Source organism: Streptomyces abyssomicinicus, from assembly GCF_008974245.1.
Classification (GTDB): domain Bacteria; phylum Actinomycetota; class Actinomycetes; order Streptomycetales; family Streptomycetaceae; genus Streptomyces; species Streptomyces abyssomicinicus.
This window is the reverse complement of the sequence record NZ_BBZI01000005.1, coordinates 854,749-875,584: the sequence shown is the minus strand read 5'-3', so window position 1 is coordinate 875,584 and position 20,836 is coordinate 854,749. Positions and strand designations below refer to the sequence as shown.

Below are 20,836 nucleotides of genomic sequence, written 5' to 3'. Positions count from 1 at the left end.
CGATCCTCCACCTTAGGGCGGACCGCACCCGGTCACCCGCGCAACATCTCACTTATACCGTTTTGGCACGACTCCACAGAGCCCGCGCGGTCTGGATGTACGACCGGGCCCGGGCGAGGTGTCCGGCCGGAGGGTCGAGATCCTGCAGACTCCGGTGCGCGGCCACCATACCGTCGGCCAATCTCCGTCCCTCAAGGGTGAGTTGCTCGGATCCCACGAGGGCGGGGAGGGCCGCACCGGTCTGTTCCCGGCATCGCGCGTACTCCGCCCAGGCGTGTTCCCTGGCAGGGCCGTCCGGCGTAACGAGGGCGCGGTGCCGCCACCAGAAGGCGAGCGCCAGGTGGCTGTAGAGGCCTTGCCAGAGACCGTCGAACGGGCGCGGGTCCGGCCGCCAGGGTGCGAAGTGGCGGCGCTCGGGCCCCGCGTGGTGCAGGGGCACGATGTCGGCGAGGGCGCTCAGTTTCGCGTGCTGGAGCTCGTGCACCAGCATCGAGGCCAGGCTCACCGCGGTGGGCGGCACACTGCTGTGCACCGCTCCGAACGCGCCCCGGCGGGTGCCGCTGCAGTAGCCGGCGGGACCGGCGTCCTGCGGCGGCAGCAGGGGGACGACCGAACGCAGCAGGCGCGCCGTCTCGGCGAGCCGCGAGGGGTGGCCGAGGTCCAGCAGTTCCGCCACGCCGCCGGTCCACACGTCGTACCAGCGCTTGCGCGCCGCGTCGTCGGGGGGCGCGGGCACGGTGGGACGCAAGGGTGAGCCCGGCTGTTCCGTGGCCCGGTACGGGCCCTGGTCGTCGAGCGGGACGGGTGGGTGTCCGGCGGCGAGCGGTGGCAGGACGACGGCCGAACGCCAGCCGGAGTGGGCGGCCCAGGCCCCGCGCACCGGCTGCGGGCAGACCGTCACCTCGCTGACCGCGCCGTCCGCCCGCAGCCTGAGCAGGGTGCCGTCGCAGTGGATCCGCACCGGACCGGGCCCGCACCTGAGCAGCCCCAGCGACGGCAGGTGCAGCCCGTCGTGGTCCGCGTCCAGGCGGGTGGTGAAGGAGAGCCGGGCCCGCAGTCCCGCGGCGACCGCCATCGCGCCCAGCCGGTCCAGGTCCGCCGGGCGGCCGGCGCGCAGGTCGGCGAGGGCCTGGTGGGTCCAGGGACCGGTGAGCGGGTGCTGCACGGTCTCGCGGACGGCCTCGCGGCCGGCCGGGCTCCGGTGTTCCGCGGCCTCCAGCAGGGACCAGTGGCCGAGGAACCTGGCCCGGGCCTCGGGCGGCGCGTCGGCGGTGGCGGTGTCGAGGAGGAGGCGCAGGAGGAGGAGCCTGCGGGTGTGCTGGCCGTGGACGAGCAGACCGAGGGACTCGTCGTCGCTGTCGGTGCGGGCGAGCCGGTCCATGACGTGGCCGGGGACGGCGGGCCGCGCGGCGGGGGCGGGTGTCATCGGGGTCCTCCTCCCGTGGTGCGGGGTGCGGCGGGGCCGGCGGCCGCGGCCTCGGCGGCGAGTGCGGCGGCGACGTGCCGGATGAGCCGCATCAGGTCGGCGCAGTAGACGGACGGGTTGACGAACCCGGTCTCCGCCCGGTACCGGTGGGCGTAGTTCCCTCCGCCGCACACCCTCACCACCGGGCAGGCCCGGCACTCGGCCGCCAGGGCGGCGGCGCCGGCCTGGCGCGCGGCGATGCCGGGGTGGTCGAGGGCCTCGTCGAAGGTGTGGCGGAAGACGTCGAGTCCGGTGGCGGCGGCGCCGTCGTAGGCGGACTTGAGGCTGTCGACCTGTTCCAGGGTGCCGTCGGTCTCGACGACCACGGCGGTGAACGGCGCGGTGCCGAGCGACTCACCGGCGGCGGGGCGGCCGAGCAGGAGGGCGAGGCACTGTTCGAAGAGGCGTATGCGGGTCCGGTGGCGGGGGGCCCGCCACCACAGGTCGAAGACGGCGCAGAGCCAGTCGCCGTAAGGGGTGGCGCCGGACCCGTCCGCCACCCGCGCCCCGGGCGGGGGCGTGGTCCAGTTGCCGTGGGGCAGCAGCAGGTCCAGGGCGGGCGGGTCGAGCTCCAGCAGCGACCGGTGGACCTCGGCCGGGTCGAGGGTGGGGTCGACGACCACCAGGAGGCCCGCGTAGGCGGTGCGGTGACGGTCGGCCAGCAGGCGGGCGGCGCGGACGACGGCGGCGTGGGAGGGGCGGCCCGCGTGGTCCACCCGCAGACGGTTGTGGTGCGGGAGGCCGCCGTCGATGCTGAGGCCCACCGTGATGCGGTGCTCCGAGAGGAGAGCGGCGCTCTCGTCGGTGAGCAGTGTTCCGTTGGTCTGCACGGTGGCGTGGACGGTGCTCCCGGCGGGCACCGCGCGCCGCACCGCCTCGGTGTACGCGACCAGCGGCCCGGCGCCGTGCAGCAACGGTTCTCCGCCGTGGAGGACCAGCGAGAGGCGCCGCAGCCGGTGCCGGGCGGCGTGCTCGCCGATCCGCCGGGCGGTCTGCTCCCGCACCGCGGCGGAGGCCGTGGGCGGGCGTGCCCGCCATCCCCGGTCGGGGCCGGAGTACAGGTAGCAGTACCGGCAGGCGAGGTTGCACCGGGCGTGCGTCTTGACGACGAACTGGCGGAACGGCACACGCGCGGGGACGCCGTCGGCGGCGTCGGCGCCGGTGCCGGACGCCTCGGCGCCCGCCCCCGCCCCCGCCTCGGCTCCGGGCCCCGCCCGGGTCACTGCGGAGCGGAGTTGTTGAAGCCCCAGAGCGTCTCGGTGCCGTCGTCCTGCCGGGCCTGGAGGCGCTCGAGGACGTCGCGCAGGACCGGGTGGTCGAGGCGGCGCAGGGACTCGAGGTCGAGCGCGGTGAGGTCCGGAAGGTCGCGGGCGTCGCGGTCGGTCATGGATCCCCCGTGGTCGTCGGCCGGCCTGGTGTACCGGTGAGCTCCTCGAGGCGTCGTGCGGTGTCCTCGGGCGTCGGCTCCCCTAGCACCTGCATGCCCGCGGGCAGCCGACTCCACTCCTCGGCCGCCTCCCGGTAGGCGGCCCGGGCCGCCCTGGGGCGCTGGGCGGCCTCCTGCGCGGCGGCGTGCAGGTGGAGGGCGCGGGCGGCGAGGGTGACGGTGTGCGCGGTGCGGCGCGGGGTGAGGACCTCGTCGCTGCCGTCGAGCACCTGACGGGCCGTCCGGGCGGCGGAGCGGAAGATGCGGGCCGCGTCGTCGTGCCGGGCCGGGCGGTCCAGGCCGGTGGCGGCGGTGAGGTGGGCGCGGCCGAGGTCGATGAGGCGGGCGGCGCGGGTGAGCGGGTCGCCCGTGGCCCGGGCGGCGAGGCCGAGGTGGTGCTCGGCCTCGCGGAGGTCGACCGGGTCACGGGCCAGGTCGTACCGGGCGAGCAGGGCGCGGCCGAGCAGCGCCCGGCGTTCGGGCATCGCGGGGTCGTCGGCGGCGGTGCCCGCCAGGCAGGCGCGGAGCGCGGAGACGGCTCGGCCGACGCGGTCCGGGGCGGGTGCGGCGTGCGGCGTGGCGAGGGTGAGGAGGGCGCCGCCGAGGAGGACCAGGGTGGCGGCGTGCTCCCCGTCGTGCCGGGACAGTTCCTCCAGCGCCTCGGTCAGGTCGGCCTCCGCGGCGGCGAGTTCGGCGGGGTCCTCGCTCTCGTGGTGGCGGGCGAGGCCGAGGCGGCCGGAGCGGACCAGGAGCCGGGCGCGGTGGCGTCCCTGGGCGCCCGGGAGGCGGGCGGCCAGCAGGGCGTGCAGGTCGGCGTGGGCGTCGGGTCCGGCGTCCAGGAGGGCGTCGGCGAGTTCCAGCACCAGGGCGCGGTCGGCGTCCTCGCCGTGCGCGGTGAGGGCGGTGGTCAGGGAGCGGGCGGCCCGGGCGGCGTGCGCGCGGGCCTCGGCCTGGTCGCCGGTGGTGGTGGCGAGACGGCGCAGCAGCCGGCCGTGGGCGAGGGCGACGCCGGGCGGGAGGTCGCCGGGGGTGCGGGCGTCGGCGAGGGCCTCGAGCATGCCGATGCCGCTCTGCAGCGGTGCCGAGCGGCCGCCGACGCTCCACTGCGTCTCCAGGGCGCGGGCGCGGTCGAGGGTGTGGCGCAGCAGGGTGTCGGCGTCGGGCGCGGTGCGGCAGGCGTCGGCGTAGGCCTCGTCGGCCTGGGCGAGGAGGGCGAGGGCGGCCGAGCGGTCCTCGGCCCGGACGGCCTCGTCGGCCTGGGCGCAGAGCACGGCGGCGACGGTGGCGTGGCCGGGGCCGGCCGGGTCGCGGTGGCTCGCGCTCTCGGCGTGGCGGAGGGCTTCGGCGAGGAGGTCGGCGCCGCCGTGGACGTTCCAGAGGCGGAGCAGCGTGGTGGCGCACTCGGCGGCGAGGGCGGGATCGGCGTCGTGGTTCTCGGCGGCCTGACGGAGCATGCGCACCGCCTGGAGGAGGGAGGGGACCATGCCGTTCTCCTCGAATTCGGCGACGAGCCGGCGGACGGTGGCCAGGGTGGTGTCGGGCGGGGCGGGGACCAAGGCGGGCAGGAAGCGGCGCAGCACCTCGGCGGCGACCTGGGCGAAGGGCCTGGTGGCGGGGTCGGAGCCGTGGGCGGCACCGTCCCACACGCCGGGCGGCACGGCGGTGCGGTCCTGGTCGGCGTTCTCCAGCTGGGCGTGGGCGATCGCGGGGAAGTTGGGGCCGCCGCGGCTGAGGTGGCGGGTGACGTAGGCGGAGCAGTGCTTGAGGACGAGGAGGGCCTCGTCGCGGCCGAGGGGGCCGAGGAGCGCCTGGCGGACCTCGGGGTCCATGGTGAAACGCGGGCCGTCCTCGGGGACGGGTCCGGGTTCACGGGTGAGCAGTCCGCCGAGGAGGACCTCGGCGAGTTCGGTGGGCCCGGAGGAGGGCAGCATGGCGCGCTGGACGAGCTGCATCACCGGCAGGTGGAGCGGGGCGGCGGCGAGGTGGGTGGCCAGGCGCGAGGCGGTGGGCGAGGCCGAGGCGCGGAAGCGGCTGACCCGCTCCAGCGGTCCGGGCCGGCGGGCGGCGGGCCGGGTGGGCAGGGGCGGCTGGTCGGGGCGGACCCGGCCGACGGCGCCCGCGACGGTGCCGGTGCCGACGCTGGTGAGCAGGCGTGCCCAGGCTTCGAGCGCCTCGGGCAGCGGGGGCAGGACGGGGACCGGGAGGGAGCCGTCGGCGGGCGGAGGGTGCTGCGTGGTGAGCCGGACGCGGCCGTCGGGGCCGCAGCGCAGCGGTCCGGGGGTGGCGGGCAGGGTGGTGCGCCGCCACATGCGCTGCGGCAGCGGCTGCACGACGACGACCGGTCCGGCCGAGGCCAGCCGGTGCAGCAGCCGGTGGGCCTGGCCGCTGCGCCAGAGGGGGCCGGCGCAGTCGCTGACCAGGCAGGTGACGCGCCGTCCGGTGGGGTCGATGAGGCGTTGCGGGAAGTAGGGGACGCCGGTGCCCGGGTTCGGGGAGCGGCTGAGGCGGGGACGGCCGCCGGGGCCTTCGTGGAGGTGGTGGGTGCGGACGTCGCGGAAGGCGCCGATGCGGGCGAAGATCTGCTCGAGTTCGGCGGCGAGCCGGTCCCAGACCCGCATGGACGGGGAGGCGTCGACGACGATCTGGAGGTCGGCGTCGCGGCGGGTGTCCTCGCGGAACGCGGGCAGCAGCAGGCCGCCGGCGCGTGCGCTGAGTTCAGCGGTGGCGGTCTCGTCGAGGACGGGCCGGGGGCGGCTGCCGGGGGTGCGGTAGCGCTGGAGCGGGCGCAGGGCGCGCTGGAGCCGGAGGGCGGACGGGAAGGCGGGTGCGGCGGGCACGGCGATCGCGGGAGCGCCGGCGGTGCCGGTGTCGGCGGTGGCGGTGGCGGGCGGGCGGAGTTCGAAGGAGGTGGGCGGGCGGGCGCCGGGGCCGGGCTCCGGGATTGTCCCGTCGGCGGGGCGGCCGGGGCCCGGGGCCGCGTCGGTGTCCGCGCCGCCGGGCCCGACGGGCCGGTCGCCGTCGCCGTCACCGTCGCCGTCCGGGGACCGGCCGGTACCGGCCGCGCGCCCCGTACCGGTCCCGGGACGGCCGTCGCCGTCGGGCCGCCGGCCGTCCGGGGAGGCGGCGGGGTCCGGGCCGAGGTGGTGGGCAAGCCAGAGGGCGTCGCCGAGGTGCGCGGCGTCGGGTTCCATCCCGCAGTCGCGCAGGGCCGCCACCAGTTCGGCTATCGCGTCCCGCGGTGCCTCCATCACGTCACCTCGGGCGGTCGAGTCGCTGGACGAGCAGGTCGGCGAGGCGTTCGCGGTCCAGGCCGGGGGCCTGGCCGGTGAGGTGGATGGCGTTGAGCAGCTGGTCGGCGGCGAGCATCTCGGTGCGGGAGCGTTCCATGAACCGCTGGACGAGGTCGGCGGCGGCCTCGGCCCGGTCCTCGCCGAGGTGGGCGCGGACGAAGGCGGCGAGGCGTTCCCGGTCGGGCCGGCCGAGTTCCAGGTGCAGGCAGCGGCGCATCAGTGCGGCGGGGAAGTCACGTTCCTGGTTGCTGGTGAGCACCACGAACGGGAACTCCGCGCAGCGCACCCGGCCGTCGCGGACGTCGACCCGGGTGCCGTCGGCGGCCCGCACCCGTGCCACCCCGTCGGGCAGCCGGTGGGCGACGCGTTCCAGCTCGGGGATGGCGAACTCGCCTTCCTCCAGCACGTTCAGGAGGTCGTTGGGCAGGTCGATGTCGCTCTTGTCGAGTTCGTCGATGAGCAGCACGCGGGGCTTGTCCGAGGGCAGCAGGGCGGTGCCGAGCGGGCCGAGGCGGATGTAGTCGCCGATGCTCTCCACCGATCCGGGGTCGCCGGCGCCGACGCCGCCGGGGGCGTGGGCTGCGATCTGCACGTCCTGGAGGCGGGCGATGGCGTCGTAGCGGTAGAGGCCGTCCTGGAGGGTGGTGCGGGAGACCACCGGCCAGCGCAGCACCGCGCCCAGGCCCAGTTCGTCGGCGACGGCGTGGGCGAGGGTGCTCTTGCCGACCCCGGGCGCTCCGGTGACCAGCAGGGGGCGGCGCAGGTAGAGGGCGGCGTTGACCACTTCCAGTTCCTCGGCGCCGGGGCGCCAGGCGGCGGCCCGGCTGCGGTGCACGCCGAGCCGGCGGGTCTCGGCGTCCCGGTCGCGGTCGCGGAAGTCACGCCAGGGCGGTGGGGCGGGTAGCCGGCCGATCCCGTCGTGGCGTTCCCCCGCACCGCGGAAGATGAGCCATTCCCCGGCCGGGCTGGGTTCGCTCATGTCGGTTCCTCGTCCTCGCTCGGCTTCGGATCGGGCGAAGGCCCCGGCCCACCGTAGTGGTCCGGCCCCCTCCCCGGCAGTACTCCTGGGGCCCCGGCTGCGCCCCGTCAGAGGGCTTCCAGGGGTTCTTCCTCGGGAAGCGGCGGATCGTGGAGCAGGGTGAGCCCTGCGCTCCAGAAGTGGCCGGTGTCGCCGTCGGCCACCGCGGCCCGCCAGGCGCGGACCCGTTCGGGGAGGGCGGCGGCGGTGCGCGCGCGGGCCAGCTCGTCCTCCACACGGCGGTGGAACTCGCCGCACACCTCGCCCACCGATTCGTCCAGCAGCGCGGCCCGGTCGCCGCGGCGCCGCCACAGCGAGACGGGGAACCCGGCGTCGACCACCGCCGCGGGGCCCTCCTGGCCGTCGCCGTGGCGGCAGAGCACCGGCACCGACTCCGCCGGGAGGGAGGCCAGCCGCTCGCTGTCCGGCGGCACGGGGTGCGGGTTCCCCCGGTCGCAGTCGACGACCCGGGCGCGCGGGCGCGCGCCGCCTCTCCCGGGGTGGAAGGCCTCCCACCAGGTGGCCTGGCGTTCCGGGTGCGCGCGGGTGGAGCAGCCGATCACCACCGGCCGCAACGCGCCGAGCGGGCGCCCGCCGGGGCCCAGCGGCCAGTCCTCGGGCCGCAGTCCGAGCAGGCCGTGCGGGACCAGCAGGCGGAACAGGGCGGGGGCGCCGTCGAGGTCGGCGTCGTGGAAGGCCGCGGTGAGTTCGGCGGCCGCGTGCTGCGGGAGCAGGCCGACCGGGGTGGCGGTGTGGTCGTCCGTGACGGTCTCGGGTCCGGCGTCGGGGCCGGAGTCGGTGATCTGTATCAGCCAGTCGCACACCTGCTGGTTCCAGCCGTCCTGCCACACCTGGAGGGTCACCGTCCGCGCCGCCGGGGGCGGCTCGCCGGGCGTCTCGGCGGGCGGGGCCGCCTGGAGCAGGCGCACCCGCCCGATCCGGTTGATCAGTTCCCCGCGGACGAGGATGTCCAGGTCCACGCCGAGTTCCTCCACCCAGTCGCAGAGTTCGTCCCGGCCCCTCTTCTCCAGCGAGTCGCGGGGCGGTCCGCAGGTCTCGAGCGCCCAGGTGACGTACTCCAGGTACAGCTCCAGCTGGCCGGCGCGGTCCGCGCGGGCGCCCCGCAGCAGCCCTATCCCGTCGCGCCACAGGTACGGGCGGGCCACCATGCCGGGGCCGCGCACCAGGCCGCGGATCGTGTGCCGCAGCGCCATCGGGTCCGCGGGCGGCGGCAGGGCCCCCAGCCAGGCGAGCAGGCGGGTCAGTTCGGAGGGGCGCAGGTCGCTGCCCCGGGCCGCCGCGGTGGCGGGCAGCAGGTTCTGGCCGTCGGTCCAGGTGCCGGCGGGCGGGGCGAGGGACATCGCGTCGCCGTGGTGCCGGTCGTGGGCGGTGAGCAGTTCGTGGTGCAGTCCGCGGGCCCTGGGCAGCAGGCTCAGCTTGGCCAGGTCGACGAAGTAACCGCCGCTCTCCGGAGGGGCGTTGCGGTAGTAGGGGTCGGGCGGGGCCATGTTCTTGCCCTTCACCAGGCCGACCACCTCGCCCCGTTCGAGATCCAGCACCGGGCCGCCGGAGACGCCCTCGCGCGGCGTCTCGCCGACGAACCGGATCAACTGCCTCTCGGCGCCGTGGTCGTGGGTCCCGCCGACGCGCGCACCGGCTCCGATGCGCACGGCGTCGTGGTCGCCGCGGGGCACCCAGCCGCAGTAGCGCACCTCGGCGTCGCTGTCGGTGCGGGCGGGCCGGTGCGACAGCAGCGCGCAGGGGTGCGGACCCGCCTCGCGCAGCCGGAGCACGGCGAGGTCGGGCGGGTGGTGGTTGCCGTGCTCGTCGGGACCGCCGAGCACCGCCTCGACGACGGCGCGCACGGCGAGGGACCGGCCGCCGCCTCCGGGTTCACCGGGCTCGTACACCACCGTCACCCCCTCGCCCTCCTCGGCCCCGTCCAGCACGTGCGCACAGGTCAGGACGCGTCCGGGGGCGGCGAACACGCCGCTTCCCAGGAACGCGCCCGGCCCTCGCCCCGCCTCGTCCCGGTCATACCCCTCGGCCTCCCGGTGGATGCGCACGGTGGCCGCCTCGGTGAGGGTCACCAGGAGGCGGCGTGCCTCCTCACGGCTCATCGCCGCGCCCCCGGACCGCCCCCGGGGTGCCGCGTTGCGCCCCGGTGTGCTCCTGCCGGCACGGATCTCGGCTCCCTCACGGCGCACCCCCGTCGTCCGTCACGGCGCCCCGGGAAGTCGCGGCGCCGATGAGAAGGGAGTCGAGGGTAGCCCGCCGTGACCGCCGCGGGGGAGGGTGGCGCACGCGGACCGCCCGGCGCCGTCCCGTGCGGCGGGCCGCGCCGCGGGTCCGTGGCGCAACGGCCGGTCCCTCGCCCCGGATCCGGGCGGGAACGGCGGAGGCCCCCGCCGCCGGTCCGGGCGGAACGGCGAAGCCCTCGCCCCGCGCCCGCTCCGGCGGCGCTCCGCTACCCCGCGGCGTCCGCGCCGTCCCGCCCCCGGCACCGGCAGCGCGCGGACGCGGCGGTCGGTCCGGCTCCGTCCACCGGGAGGCCCCCGTCCACCACCACGGCCGTGGTGACGAATCCGTCCGCCACGGACCACCGGCCGTCGAAGGCGGCCGGTCCGCCCTCCACCAGCGCGCCCGGCAGCACGCGGGCGCGGAACGTGCCGGAGGGGTCGAAGGCGAGGACCGCGTCCTCGAACCCCAGCCACGCCCCGGTGAGCGGGTACCAGGCCTTGTAGACCGACTCCTTGGCGGAGAACAGCACCCGGTCCCAGTGGGTCTCCGGCCTCAGCCGGGCGAGCCCGGCCAGGTGCTCCCGTTCCTCCGGCAGCGCCGCCCCGCCCAGCACCTCCGGCGGCAGCGGCTCGTGCGGTTCCGCGTCGATGCCGACGGAGGCCAGCAGGGCGGCGTCCGCCGCCGCGGCGGCGCGGTAGCCCTCGCAGTGGGTCATGGAGCCCACCACGCCCGACGGCCAGCGCGGCGCGCGGAGTTCGCCCGGGGGCAGGGCGGCGCCGCCGTGCCCGAGGCAGCCGAGCGCGCGCCGGGCCAGGTGGCGCACGGTGGTGTACTCGCGGCGCCTCTTCTCCACCGCGCGGGCGATGGCCGGTTCCTCCTCGGGCAGCAGCACCGCCTCGGGCAGGTCACCGAAGGACTCGGCGAGGTGCACGGCGGGCGGCAGCAGGTCCCGCATCATCGGCCGGCCCGCCCGCGACGCGCGTGGAGGCCGACGTAGTGCCGCCGCCGCCCGGCGTCGGCGGCGAGGTCGATGCCGGTGCGGGCCAGCAGGGTGGCCGCGTCGAGCAGGGCGGTGTCGGCGGCCGGGGTGGTCATCTCGTCGGCGAACTCCGCGTGGTGGGGCGTGGCGTCGCAGCCCAGGACCCCGATGTGCGGGTGGATCGAGGGCACCACGTGGCTGACGTTGCCCATGTCGGTGGAGGCGGTGACGCTCCCCGGCGGCAGCGGTTCGGCGGCGCGGCCGACCTCGGCGAGGTGCCCCTCGTATGTCTCCAGCAGCCACCGGTCCTGGCGGAGGTCGAGGTAGTCGGGCTGGGTCCGCCCGGTCTCGACGGTGGTCCCGGTGGCGAGCGCGGCGCCGCGGAAGCAGTCCAGCACCCGCTCGGCCAGCGGCGCGAGCTGTTCGGCGGTGGCCGCGCGGACCTCGTACTCCAGCACGGCACGGTCCGGGACCATGTTGGTCCGCCGTCCCGCCTCGCGGACGAAGCCGGAGATCCGGGAGTCCGGCGTGGTCTGCTGCCGCAGCAGTCCGACGGCGACCTGGGCGACGACCGCGGCGTCGCCGGCGTTGAGCGCGAGGTGCGGCGCCTTGGCGGAGTGGGCGGTGCGGCCCCGGAAGACGGCCCGGAACCTGGCCGCGGCGGTGGTGCCGTCGCCGCCGAGGGTGAGGTCGGCGGGGCCGGGGTGGACCATCATGGCCACGGTGACGTCGTCGAAGGCGCCGCGCTCCAGCATCAGCGCCTTCCCGCCGCCCTGTTCCTCGGCGGGCGTGCCGAGGAGCTTGACCCTGAACCCCAGCTCCCCGGCCACGGCGGCCAGCCCGATCGCGGCGCCCACGGCGGCGGAGGCGATCAGGTTGTGTCCGCAGGCGTGGCCGACCTCGGGCAGGGCGTCGTACTCGGCGCACAGCCCCACGGTCAGGTCGCCCTCACCGTAGGTCGCGCTCAGCGCGGTCGGCAGCTCGCACACCCCGCGCTCGACCGCGAATCCCGCCTCCGCGAGCAGGCCGGCCACCCGGGCCGAGGCGGCGTGCTCGGCGAAGGCCGTCTCCGGCTCGGCGTGGATCGCCCGGCTGAGCGCCAGCAGGCGGCCGGTCCACCGGCCTATCGCCTCGTCCGCGGGGGTGTAGCGGGTCTGCGTCATCGTCGCTTCCTGGGAGGGCACACGCGGCCGGGCGGTCGTCGGCCGGGCGGTCGTCGGCCCGGCGTCCCCTCGGACGGTACAGGCTCGCCCGGGCCCCGGAGGACACCCTCCCGGTCGCCCCCGCCGCCCGGGGCGCCTCCCCCACGCCTCCCGTGCGGGAGACGGGCCGGCACGGGACCGGCAGGCACGGTGCGCGGGACCGGCAGGCACGGTGCGCGGGACCGGCGGGCGCGGTGCGGCGGGGATCTTGACAGCGCTCCCGGCGGCGCAGCATCGTCGGCCCATGAGTGACGACACCGGCCTGGCCCTGGGCCAGAAGGTCCTTGCCGCGCAGCCCTTCAACGCACTGGTCGGCGCGCGTCTGACCCGCTTCGCGGACGGGCGGGCGACGCTGGAGGTCGACATCCGCGACGAACTGCGTCAGCAGAACGGTGTCCTGCACGGCGGTGTGCTGAGCTACGCGGCGGACAACGCCCTGACCTTCGCCGCGGGCGCCGCGGTGGGCACCGGGGTGATGACCGCCGGGTTCAGCATCGACTACCTGCGCCCCGGCGTCGGCGTCCTGCTGCGCGCCGACGCCGAGGTGGTGCGCGCGGGCCGCAGCCGGGTGGTGTGCCGGTGCGACCTGGTCACGGTGGCCGCCGACGGCACGGAGTCGCTGTGCGCCGTCGCCCAGGGCTCCGTCTCGGTGCTGGAGCCCCGCGCGCGGGACTGAGCGGTCCCCGCCCGGGGGGCGCGCCCGGCCCCGGCCCCGTTCAGCCGGCCAACTGGCAGAGGCCGCGCGGCAGGTACGAGCCGTGCCCGGCCCGTCCCACGTACGCGCCGGCCTCGACGACCGGGACGCCGCGGGAGAGGACCGTCTCCACCCGGCCGGTGATCCGCCGCCCCTCGTAGGCGGAGTAGTCGACGTTCATGTGGTGCGTCGCGGCGGAGATCACCTGCTCCGCGTGCGGGTCGTAGATCACCACGTCGGCGTCGGCGCCGGGCGCGATGGTGCCCTTCCTCGGGTAGAGGCCGAACATCCGCGCCGGGGTCGCGCAGGCGATGTCGATCCAGCGGCGGCGGGTGATGTGGCCGTCGAGGACCGCCTGGTGCAGCAGGTCCATGCGGTGTTCGACGCCCGGCATGCCGTTGGGGATCTTGGAGAAGTCCCCGCGGCCCATGTCCTTCTGCCCCGTGAAGCAGAACGGGCAGTGGTCGGTGGAGACCACCTGGAGGTCGCCGGTGCGCAGTCCGCGCCACAGCGCCGCCTGGTGCTCCCGGGGGCGCAGCGGGGTGGAGCAGACGTACTTGGCGCCTTCGAAGCCGGGTTCGGCCAGGTTGTCGGTGGAGAGGAACAGGTACTGCGGACAGGTCTCGCCGAAGACGGGGAGCCCTTCGTCCCGGGCCCGGGCCAGTTCGGCCACGGCCTTCGCCGCGGAGACGTGCACGACGTACAGCGGTGCTCCGGCCACCTCGGCGAGGCGGATCGCGCGGTGGGTCGCCTCGGCCTCCAGCAGTTCCTTGCGGACCTCGCCGTGGAACCTCGGGTCGGTCTCGCCGCGGGCCAGGGCCTGTTCGACCAGGACGTCGATGGCGATGCCGTTCTCGGCGTGCATCATGATCAGCCCGCCGTTGGCGGCGGCGCGCTGCATGGCGCGCAGGATCTGGCCGTCGTCGGAGTAGAAGACGCCGGGGTAGGCCATGAACTGCTTGAACGAGGTCACGCCCTCCTCGATCAGGCGGTCCATCTCCCGGAGCGTGTGCGCGCCGACGTCCGAGACGATCATGTGGAAGCCGTAGTCGACGGCGCAGTTCGACTCGGCCTTGGCGTGCCAGGCGTCCAGGCCCTCGCGGAGGCTGCGGCCGACGGTCTGGATCGCGAAGTCGACGATGGTGGTGGTGCCGCCCCAGGCCGCGGCGCGGGTGCCGGTCTCGAAGGTGTCGGAGGAGTGGGTGCCGCCGAACGGCATCTCCATGTGGGTGTGGGCGTCGACGCCGCCCGGGAGGACGTACCGGTCGGTGGCGTCCAGGGCGCGGTCGGCGGTCCACGCCTCGGCGGCGGTGGTGCCGGGGGCGGCGAGGGCGGCGACGCGGCCGTCCTCGATCAGGACGTCGGCGTGGACCTCGTCGGACGCGGTGACGACGAGGCCGCCGCGGATCACGGTGCGGGACATGGGCTGTGCCTCTCCTTCCTGGGCGGATCCGGCCGGTACCGGCCGGGGCGGGACGGAAGCGGCCCCGGGGTCACCCCGCGACCCGGCGCAGGGCCTGTTCGAGGATGGCCGCTCCCTCCTCGGCCTCGGCGGCGGTGAGCGACAGGGGCGGGGCGATGCGCAGCGCGCTGGTGTCGTGGCCGCCGCCCTTGCCGAGCAGGAGGCCGCCCTCGCGGGCCGCTTCCAGGACGGCGGCCGCGGCCTCGGGGGCGGCCAGGTGGGTGCCGGGCCGGACCAGTTCGACGCCGATCATCAGCCCGCGCCCCCGCACCTCCTTGACGCCCGGCAGCCCGGCGCAGGCGTCCCGCAGCCGCTTCAGCAGCAGACCGCCGACCCGGCGGGCGTTGCCCTGGAGGTCGTGCTCCAGCAGGTGGTCGAGGTTGGCGAGCGCCGCGGCCATGGTGACCTGGGTGCCGCCGAAGGTGGAGATGGAGTTGGCGTCGAGGCAGTTCATGATCTCGGCGCGGGCGATCACACCGCCCACCGACATGCCGTTGCCGATGCCCTTGGCGAAGGTGACGATGTCGGGCGGACCGCTGCCCGCGTGCGCCTGCCAGCCCCAGAAGTGGTCGCCGGTGCGGCCCCAGCCGGTCTGCACCTCGTCGGCGATCCACAGCACGCCCTGCTCGGCGAGGACCTCGCGGAACGCCGCGTACAGCCCGTCCGGCGGGGAGGTGAACCCGCCGACGCCCTGCACCGGTTCGGCGATCAGCGCGGCCGGGGAGCGGACATGGCCGAGGAGGTCGCGCAGGTCGGCGACGCAGGCGGCGGTGAACGCCGCGTCGTCCAGGTCGGCGTAGGGGCCTCGGTGGCGGACGCCGCCGTGGACGTAGAGGGTCTGCAGCGGGGAGAGCGAGGTCGGCGACCAGCCCCGGTTGCCGGTGACGGAGACGGTGGAGAAGGACCGTCCGTGGTAGCTGTTGCGCATGGCCAGGATCTGGTTGCTGCGCCGGTGGGTGGTGGCCAGCAGCAGCGCGGTGTCGTTGGCCTCGGTGCCGGAGGTGGTGAAGAAGACCCGGGCGTCGGGGATGCCGGAGAGCCGGGCGATCCGTTCGGCGAGTTCGACCATCGGCCGGTTGAGGTAGAGCGTGGAGGAGTGCAGCAGCCGGCCGGCCTGTCCGGTGACCGCCTCGGCGACCGCGGGGAGGGCGTGGGCGGTCATGGTGGTGAGGATGCCGCCGAAGAAGTCGAGGTACTTGCGGCCCGCGGCGTCCCAGACGTGGCGTCCCTCGCCGTGGGTGATCTCCAGCGGGTCGTCGTAGTAGAGGGCGAGCCAGTCGGGGAGCACGGCCCGGTGCCGGGCGAGCAGCCCCGGGGACCCGGCGGGCGTCCCGGGCACGGCGGTCGCCGTGGATCCCGCGGGGCGCGCGGTGTTCGCGTCCGCCGCCGTCACGGCTGCACCAGGCCCTGGTAGGCGTCCGGCCGCCGGTCGCGGTAGAAGGCCCACTGCTGCCGTACCTCCTCGATCAGGCCGAGGTCGAGGTCGCGGACGACGAGTTCCTCCTCCTTGTCGCTGGCGACGTCGCCGACGAACTGTCCGCGCGGGTCGACGAAGTAGCTGGTGCCGTAGAAGTCGTTGTCGCCGTAGGGTTCCTGGCCGACCCGGTTGATGGCGGCGACGAAGTACTCGTTGGCGACGGCGGCCGCGGGCTGCTCGAGCTGCCACAGGTAGGCGGACAGCCCGCGCGAGGTGGCGGACGGGTTGTAGACGAGCTGGGCGCCGTTCAGACCGAGCTGGCGCCAGCCCTCGGGGAAGTGCCGGTCGTAGCAGATGTAGACGCCGACCTTGCCGACGGCGGTGTCGAAGACCGGCCAGCCCAGATTGCCGGGCTTGAAGTAGTACTTCTCCCAGAATCCCTTGACCTGGGGGATGTGGTGCTTGCGGTACTTGCCCAGCACCTCACCGTCCGCGTCGACGACGACGGCGGTGTTGTAGTAGAAGCCGCTCTGCTCCACCTCGAAGACCGGCACCACGATCACCATGCCGGTCTCCCGGGCCAGGGCCCGCATCCGGGTGACGGTGGGGCCCTCCGGGACGGCCTCCGCCCACCGGTAGTGCTCGGGGTCCTGGACCTGGCAGAAGTAGGGGGCGTTGAAGACTTCCTGGAAGCCGATGATCCGGGCGCCCTGCCGGGCCGCCTCACGGGCGTGTTCCTCATGCTTGGCGATCATGGATTCGGTGTCGCCGGTCCAGGTCGCCTGGACCAGGGCTGCGCGTACGACGTTGGCCACGAGCTGCTCCTTCGACGGAACGTCAGAGGGCCTCTGCTGCGGGGACCCACCGCGGGGACCGCTGGTGGCGGCCGAAGCCGCCGGAAGCTCGAACTTAGGACGCCCCGGGGGCCTTGCCAAGACCGACCCGGCGAAGCCGCCGATTCACCGGCCCCCGAGCACCCTTGCGGGTCAGCCGCGCGCCACCGGGAGCACCGTCGTCCGGGCTCCGGCGGAACGGCCGGATCAGGTGCCTGGCCACCCTTCGTCACCCTTCCCGTCGAAACGTAGGTTAGCCTAACCTTACTTTCGTTGCGCTGCCCGCGGCGGTGGTGACCCCTGCGCACGCTCCGCCGGGGACGACCGCCGCCCGCGGGCGGCCGGTCCCCGGGAAGAAGGAAGCCACCCGTGTCCCACCCGCCCGTCACCGCCCATGTACCCGCTCTCCCGGACCCCGGGGCCGTCGGCGCGCGGGAGTTCGCCGGCCGGACGGCCCTGGTGACCGGAGCGGCGCGGGGCATCGGCCGGGCCGTGGTCCACGCGCTCGCCGCCCGGGGCGCCCAGGTGCTCGCCACCGACCTCGAGGCCCCGGACGTCGGGGAACTCGCCGCCGCCCACGACGGCCGGGTCGCCTCCCTCGCGCTGGACGTCCGCGACTCCGCCGCCGTGGACGCCGCCGTCGCGCACGCCGAGGACGCGCTGGGCCCGCTGGACGTCGCCGTCAACGTGGCCGGGGTGCTGTGGAGTTCCACCGTCGTCGACCTGACGGACGAGGAGTGGGCCGCCCACTTCGCCGTGAACACCACCGGCGTCTTCCACGTATCGCGGGCCGCGGCCCGGCGGATGACGGAGCGTGGACGCGGCAGCGTCGTCACCGTGGCCTCCAACGCGGCCGGCATACCGCGCGCCGGGCTCTCCGCCTACGCGGCCTCCAAGGCCGCCGCGGTGATGTTCACCAAGTGCCTCGGTCTCGAGGTGGCCGCGCGGGGTGTGCGCTGCAACACCGTCTCCCCCGGCTCGACCATGACGGACATGCAGCGCGGCCTGTGGGCCGAGGGGGAGGCCGAGGCCTCCGCCCGCCGGGTGGTCGAGGGCGACCTGGCCGCCCACCGCACCGGCATACCGCTGGGCCGCATCGCCGACCCGCAGGACGTCGCGGAGGCCGTCGTCTTCCTCGCGTCCGACCGGGCCCGGCACATCACCCTGCACGACCTGTACGTCGACGGCGGAGCCACCCTGCGTGCCTAGGTCCGACCACCTCCCCCTGGCCCCGCACCGCCGGGCCGACCGCCCCGTCCGACGAACTGGAGACGAGATGACCGCCCCCCTGCGCGAGTCCACGGTCCTTGCCGCTCCGCCGCCCGCCCTCGGCGCGGCGACCGCGCTGCTCGACGCCTACCGCCCCGGCGACCGCTTCCTCGCCACCCCCCACCGCACGCTGCTCGGCGAGGGCTGCGCGGCCGAGGTCCCGCACGACGCCCGTCCCCTGACGGAACGTGTCCGCGGGGCGCTCACGGCGGCGCGGGAGCTCACCGGGGACGACGCCGCGACCGTGGTGATGGGCTCGGTGCCGTTCCTGCCGGACGCGCCGCCCGCGCTCACCGTCCCGGCCGCCCTGCGCACGGCACCGGCCCTGCGCGACGACCCGCTGGTCGCGCTGCCCGTGCCCGACGGCCCGCGGCACGACTGGCAGGTGCGCGAGGTGCCCTCCGGCGCGGAGTACGGCCGTGCGGTCGCCGACGCCGCGGCCCGCATCCGCGCCGGCGAGTTCGACAAGGTGGTGCTGGCCCGCACCCTGGAGCTGACCAGCGGCCAGGAGCCGGACCTGGCGCCGATGCTGCGCAGGCTGGCACGCCGCGACCCCGGCGGCCACACCTTCGCGGTGCCCACGGGCCCCGGCCGCACCCTGATCGGCGCCAGCCCCGAGCTGCTGGTGTCCCGGCGCGGCGACACACTGACCGCCAACCCGCTGGCCGGTTCGCTGCCGCGCGGCCGCGACCTCGCCGAGGACGTGCGCCGCGCCAACGCGCTGCTGGAGTCGCCGAAGGACCTGCACGAGCACGCCGTGGTGGTGGAGGCGGTACGGGAGGCGCTGGCCCCCTTCTGCTCCCGCCTGGAGGTGCCCGAGCGCCCCACCCTGGTCAACACGGCGGCCATGTGGCACCTCTCCACCACGGTCACCGGAGAGCTGGCCGACCCGGACGCCACCGCCCTCGACCTGGCGTCGGCCCTCCACCCGACGCCCGCCGTCTGCGGCACCCCCACCGGCCACGCCCGTGACGTCATCGCCGGCTACGAGCCCTTCGACCGCGGCCCCTACACCGGCATGGTCGGCTGGCAGGACGCCTCGGGCGACGGCGAATGGGTCGTCACCATCCGGTGCGCGGAGGCCGAGGGGGCGCTGCTGCGCCTGTTCGCCGGAGCGGGCGTCGTGGGGGCGTCGACGGCCGAGGCGGAGACCGCCGAGACCGCGGCCAAGTTCCGTACCTTCCTGAACGCCGTGGGAGCCGCCCTGTGAGCACCGGGACCGAATCCCGCCGGCCCGCCACCACTCCCGGACTGGACGCGCCGACCTGGCCCGAGGAGTTCGCCGCCCGCTACCGGGCCGCCGGGTACTGGCGGGGCGAGACCATCGCAGGAGTGCTCCGCGAGCACGCCGGGCGCCGTCCCGACGCGGAGGCGCTGGTGGACCCGGCGCCGGAGCGGCGCTCCTGGACCTACCGGGAACTGGACGAACGGGTCGACGAACTGGCCGCCGGGTTCGCCGCCCGGGGCATCGCCAAGGGCGACCGGGTGGTCGTGCAGCTGCCGAACACCGCCGAGTTCGTCCAGGTGACCATGGCGCTGTTCCGCGTCGGCGCGCTGCCGGTGTTCGCGCTGCCCGCGCACCGCGAGAGCGAGATCCGCTACTTCTGCTCCTTCACCGAGGCCGTCGCCTACGTCACCGTCGACCGGCACGCCGGATTCGACCACGCGGCCCTCGCCACCCTGGTGAAGGACCAAGTGCCCACGCTGCGCGAGGTGTTCGTGACGGGCGAGGCCGGGGAGCACACCCCGCTCGCCGAGGTGAAGGGCGACCCGGCCGGCCTGCCCGAGGGGCCCGAGCCGCACGAACTGGCCTTCCTCCAGCTGTCCGGCGGCACCACCGGCGTGCCCAAGCTGATCCCCCGCACCCACGACGACTACCTGTACTCGGTGCGGGGATCCGACGAGATCTGCGCGGTGGACACCTCCACCCGGTTCCTGGTGGTGCTCCCCGCGGCCCACAACTTCCCGGTCAGCTCACCCGGCTGGCTCGGCGTGTTCCACGCCGGAGGCACCGTGGTGCTCTCCCCGAACACCGACCCGGCGACCGCGTTCCCGCTGATCGAGCGCGAGCGGATCACCATGACCGGCCTGGTGCCCCCGCTGGCGATCGTCTGGACGGACGCCGCCGCGGCCACCGGGCACGACCTCTCCAGCCTGAGGTCGGTCCTGGTGGGCGGCGCCAAGTACAGCGAGGCCGCCGCGCGCCGCTTCGAACCGGCCTTCGGCTGCCGCCTCCAGCAGGTCTTCGGCATGGCGGAGGGCCTGGTCAACTACACCCGGCTGGACGATCCGTACGAGACGGTCGTCGCCACCCAGGGCCTGCCCATCTCCCCCGACGACGAGATCCGCATCGTCGACGACCACGACCAGGACGTCGCCGAGGGCGAGTTCGGCCACCTGCTGACCCGCGGCCCCTACACCATCCGCGGCTACTGGCGGGCCCCGGAGCACAACAGGCGTTCCTTCACCGAGGACGGCTTCTACCGCACCGGTGACATCGTCCGCCGCACCCCGAGCGGCCACCTGGTCGTCGAGGGCCGGGCCAAGGACCAGATCAACCGGGGCGGCGAGAAGATCGCCCCGGAGGAGGTGGAGAACGTCATCCTCCGCCACCCGTCCGTCCACGACGTCTCCGTGGTCGCGGTGCCCGACGAGTACCTCGGCGAGCGCAGCCTCGCCTACGTCGTCCTGCGCGGGGACGCCGAGCCCCTGAAATCCGTGGCGGTCAAGCGGTTCGTCCGCGAGCAGGGCATCGCCGCGTTCAAGGTGCCCGACCTCGTGGAGTTCGTCGACGAGTTCCCGCAGACCGGCGTCGGCAAGGTCAGCAAGAAGGGGCTGCGGGCAGCCGCGGACTCCGCCCAGGATCAGTGAAAGGCCCTCGAACCTCCCATGGCACTTCCCGCCATCTCCCCCTACCCGCTGCCCCGGCCGGACGAGCTTCCCGTGAACCGGGTCTCCTGGACGGTGGACCCCCGGCGCGCCGTGCTGCTCGTGCACGACCTGCAGCACCACTTCCTCGGCGCCTTCCCCGCCGGTGAGCAGCCGCTGACCGGCATGCTCGCCAACACGGCGCGGATCGTCGCCGCGGCCCGCGCGGCCGGCGTACCGGTCGTGCACAGCGCCCAGAAGGGCGGCCAGACACCCGAGGAGCGCGGCCTCCAACAGGACTTCTGGGGCCCGGGCGCCCCCGACGACCCCGAGAAGCTGGCCGCCCCCGCGAGCGTGGCGCCCGCACCGGGCGACACCCTGCTCCGCAAGTGGAAGTACAGCGCGTTCGTCCGCACCGAGCTGGCCGACCTGATGTCCGGGTGGGGACGCGACGAGCTGATCGTCACCGGCGTCTACGCCCACATCGGCGTGCTGATGAGTGCGGCCGACGCCTGGCAGCGGGACCTGCGCGCCCATGTCGTCGCCGACGCCGTCGCCGACTTCAGCCGCGAGGACCACGACATGGCCCTGCGCTGGGCCGCCGGCCGCTGCGCGGCCGTCACCACCACCGACGCGCTGCTGGGCGCGCTGACCGAGAAGGACTGATCCACA

Annotated in this window: 16 protein-coding genes; 5 read left to right on the top strand and 11 right to left on the bottom strand. The window is 75.7% G+C overall.

From position 1 onward, the window contains the following. Nucleotides 1-52: 52 nt before the first annotated feature. From GBN72_RS03550 to GBN72_RS03510, 8 genes are all read right to left on the bottom strand, one after another. Nucleotides 53-1,426, bottom strand: a complete 1,374-nt coding sequence (locus GBN72_RS03550; RefSeq protein ID WP_246212233.1) for an aKG-HExxH-type peptide beta-hydroxylase — start codon at nt 1,424-1,426, stop codon at nt 53-55. After that, a complete protein-coding gene (locus tag GBN72_RS03545; protein ID WP_151770128.1) occupies nt 1,423-2,592 on the bottom strand; it encodes an FxsB family cyclophane-forming radical SAM/SPASM peptide maturase in 1,170 nt (389 codons plus the stop codon). Before GBN72_RS03545 ends, GBN72_RS03550 begins: the two co-directional genes overlap by 4 nt. A 92-nt stretch (nt 2,593-2,684) precedes the next feature. Then, a complete protein-coding gene (gene fxsA / locus GBN72_RS03535; protein ID WP_151770127.1) occupies nt 2,685-2,852 on the bottom strand; it encodes an FxSxx-COOH cyclophane-containing RiPP peptide in 168 nt (55 codons plus the stop codon). Beyond that, complete coding sequence (locus GBN72_RS35805; RefSeq protein ID WP_164540349.1) at nt 2,849-6,139, bottom strand: SAV_2336 N-terminal domain-related protein; 3,291 nt, start codon at nt 6,137-6,139, stop codon at nt 2,849-2,851. Before GBN72_RS35805 ends, fxsA begins: the two co-directional genes overlap by 4 nt. A 4-nt stretch (nt 6,140-6,143) precedes the next feature. Further along, the gene (locus GBN72_RS03525) at nt 6,144-7,160 is read right to left on the bottom strand and encodes an AAA family ATPase (RefSeq protein WP_151770126.1); all 1,017 of its coding nucleotides are present in this window, start codon (nt 7,158-7,160) and stop codon (nt 6,144-6,146) included. 107 nt (nt 7,161-7,267) lie between these two features. Then, nucleotides 7,268-9,319, bottom strand: a complete 2,052-nt coding sequence (locus tag GBN72_RS03520) for a VMAP-C domain-containing protein (RefSeq protein WP_151770125.1) — start codon at nt 9,317-9,319, stop codon at nt 7,268-7,270. Nucleotides 9,320-9,666: 347 nt separating this feature from the next. Then, nucleotides 9,667-10,398, bottom strand: a complete 732-nt coding sequence (locus tag GBN72_RS03515) for a 4'-phosphopantetheinyl transferase family protein (RefSeq protein ID WP_151770124.1) — start codon at nt 10,396-10,398, stop codon at nt 9,667-9,669. Continuing rightward, nucleotides 10,395-11,582 (bottom strand): amidohydrolase, encoded by a 1,188-nt coding sequence (locus GBN72_RS03510; protein ID WP_151770123.1) that lies wholly within the window; start codon nt 11,580-11,582, stop codon nt 10,395-10,397. Before GBN72_RS03510 ends, GBN72_RS03515 begins: the two co-directional genes overlap by 4 nt. 283 nt (nt 11,583-11,865) lie before the next feature. On the opposite strand from GBN72_RS03510, the gene GBN72_RS03505 reads away from it, so the two are divergent. Continuing rightward, on the top strand, nt 11,866-12,297 hold the full coding sequence (locus tag GBN72_RS03505) for a PaaI family thioesterase (protein WP_151770122.1): 432 nt from the start codon (nt 11,866-11,868) through the stop codon (nt 12,295-12,297). 40 nt (nt 12,298-12,337) lie between these two features. On the opposite strand, the gene hydA is transcribed toward GBN72_RS03505, so the two are convergent. From hydA to GBN72_RS03490, 3 genes are all read right to left on the bottom strand, one after another. After that, complete coding sequence (hydA, locus tag GBN72_RS03500; protein WP_151770121.1) at nt 12,338-13,738, bottom strand: dihydropyrimidinase; 1,401 nt, start codon at nt 13,736-13,738, stop codon at nt 12,338-12,340. A gap of 70 nt (nt 13,739-13,808) precedes the next feature. Then, nucleotides 13,809-15,086 (bottom strand): aspartate aminotransferase family protein, encoded by a 1,278-nt coding sequence (locus tag GBN72_RS03495; RefSeq protein WP_151770919.1) that lies wholly within the window; start codon nt 15,084-15,086, stop codon nt 13,809-13,811. Nucleotides 15,087-15,166: 80 nt separating this feature from the next. Beyond that, complete coding sequence (locus tag GBN72_RS03490) at nt 15,167-16,009, bottom strand: nitrilase-related carbon-nitrogen hydrolase (RefSeq protein ID WP_151770120.1); 843 nt, start codon at nt 16,007-16,009, stop codon at nt 15,167-15,169. A 474-nt stretch (nt 16,010-16,483) separates the two neighbouring features. Between GBN72_RS03490 and GBN72_RS03485 the strand changes: the two genes are divergently transcribed. The 4 genes from GBN72_RS03485 (at nt 16,484) to GBN72_RS03470 (ending at nt 20,830) form a co-directional block, all read left to right on the top strand. Beyond that, nucleotides 16,484-17,236, top strand: coding sequence for a 2,3-dihydro-2,3-dihydroxybenzoate dehydrogenase (locus GBN72_RS03485; protein WP_246212339.1), 753 nt, complete (start codon nt 16,484-16,486; stop codon nt 17,234-17,236). A gap of 67 nt (nt 17,237-17,303) precedes the next feature. Further along, a complete protein-coding gene (locus tag GBN72_RS03480; protein WP_151770118.1) occupies nt 17,304-18,506 on the top strand; it encodes an isochorismate synthase in 1,203 nt (400 codons plus the stop codon). Beyond that, nucleotides 18,503-20,167: a (2,3-dihydroxybenzoyl)adenylate synthase gene (locus GBN72_RS03475; protein WP_151770117.1), complete on the top strand. Its 1,665-nt coding sequence runs from the start codon at nt 18,503-18,505 to the stop codon at nt 20,165-20,167. Before GBN72_RS03480 ends, GBN72_RS03475 begins: the two co-directional genes overlap by 4 nt. Nucleotides 20,168-20,185: 18 nt before the next feature. Then, nucleotides 20,186-20,830 (top strand): isochorismatase family protein, encoded by a 645-nt coding sequence (locus GBN72_RS03470; protein ID WP_151770116.1) that lies wholly within the window; start codon nt 20,186-20,188, stop codon nt 20,828-20,830. Nucleotides 20,831-20,836: the final 6 nt, after the last annotated feature.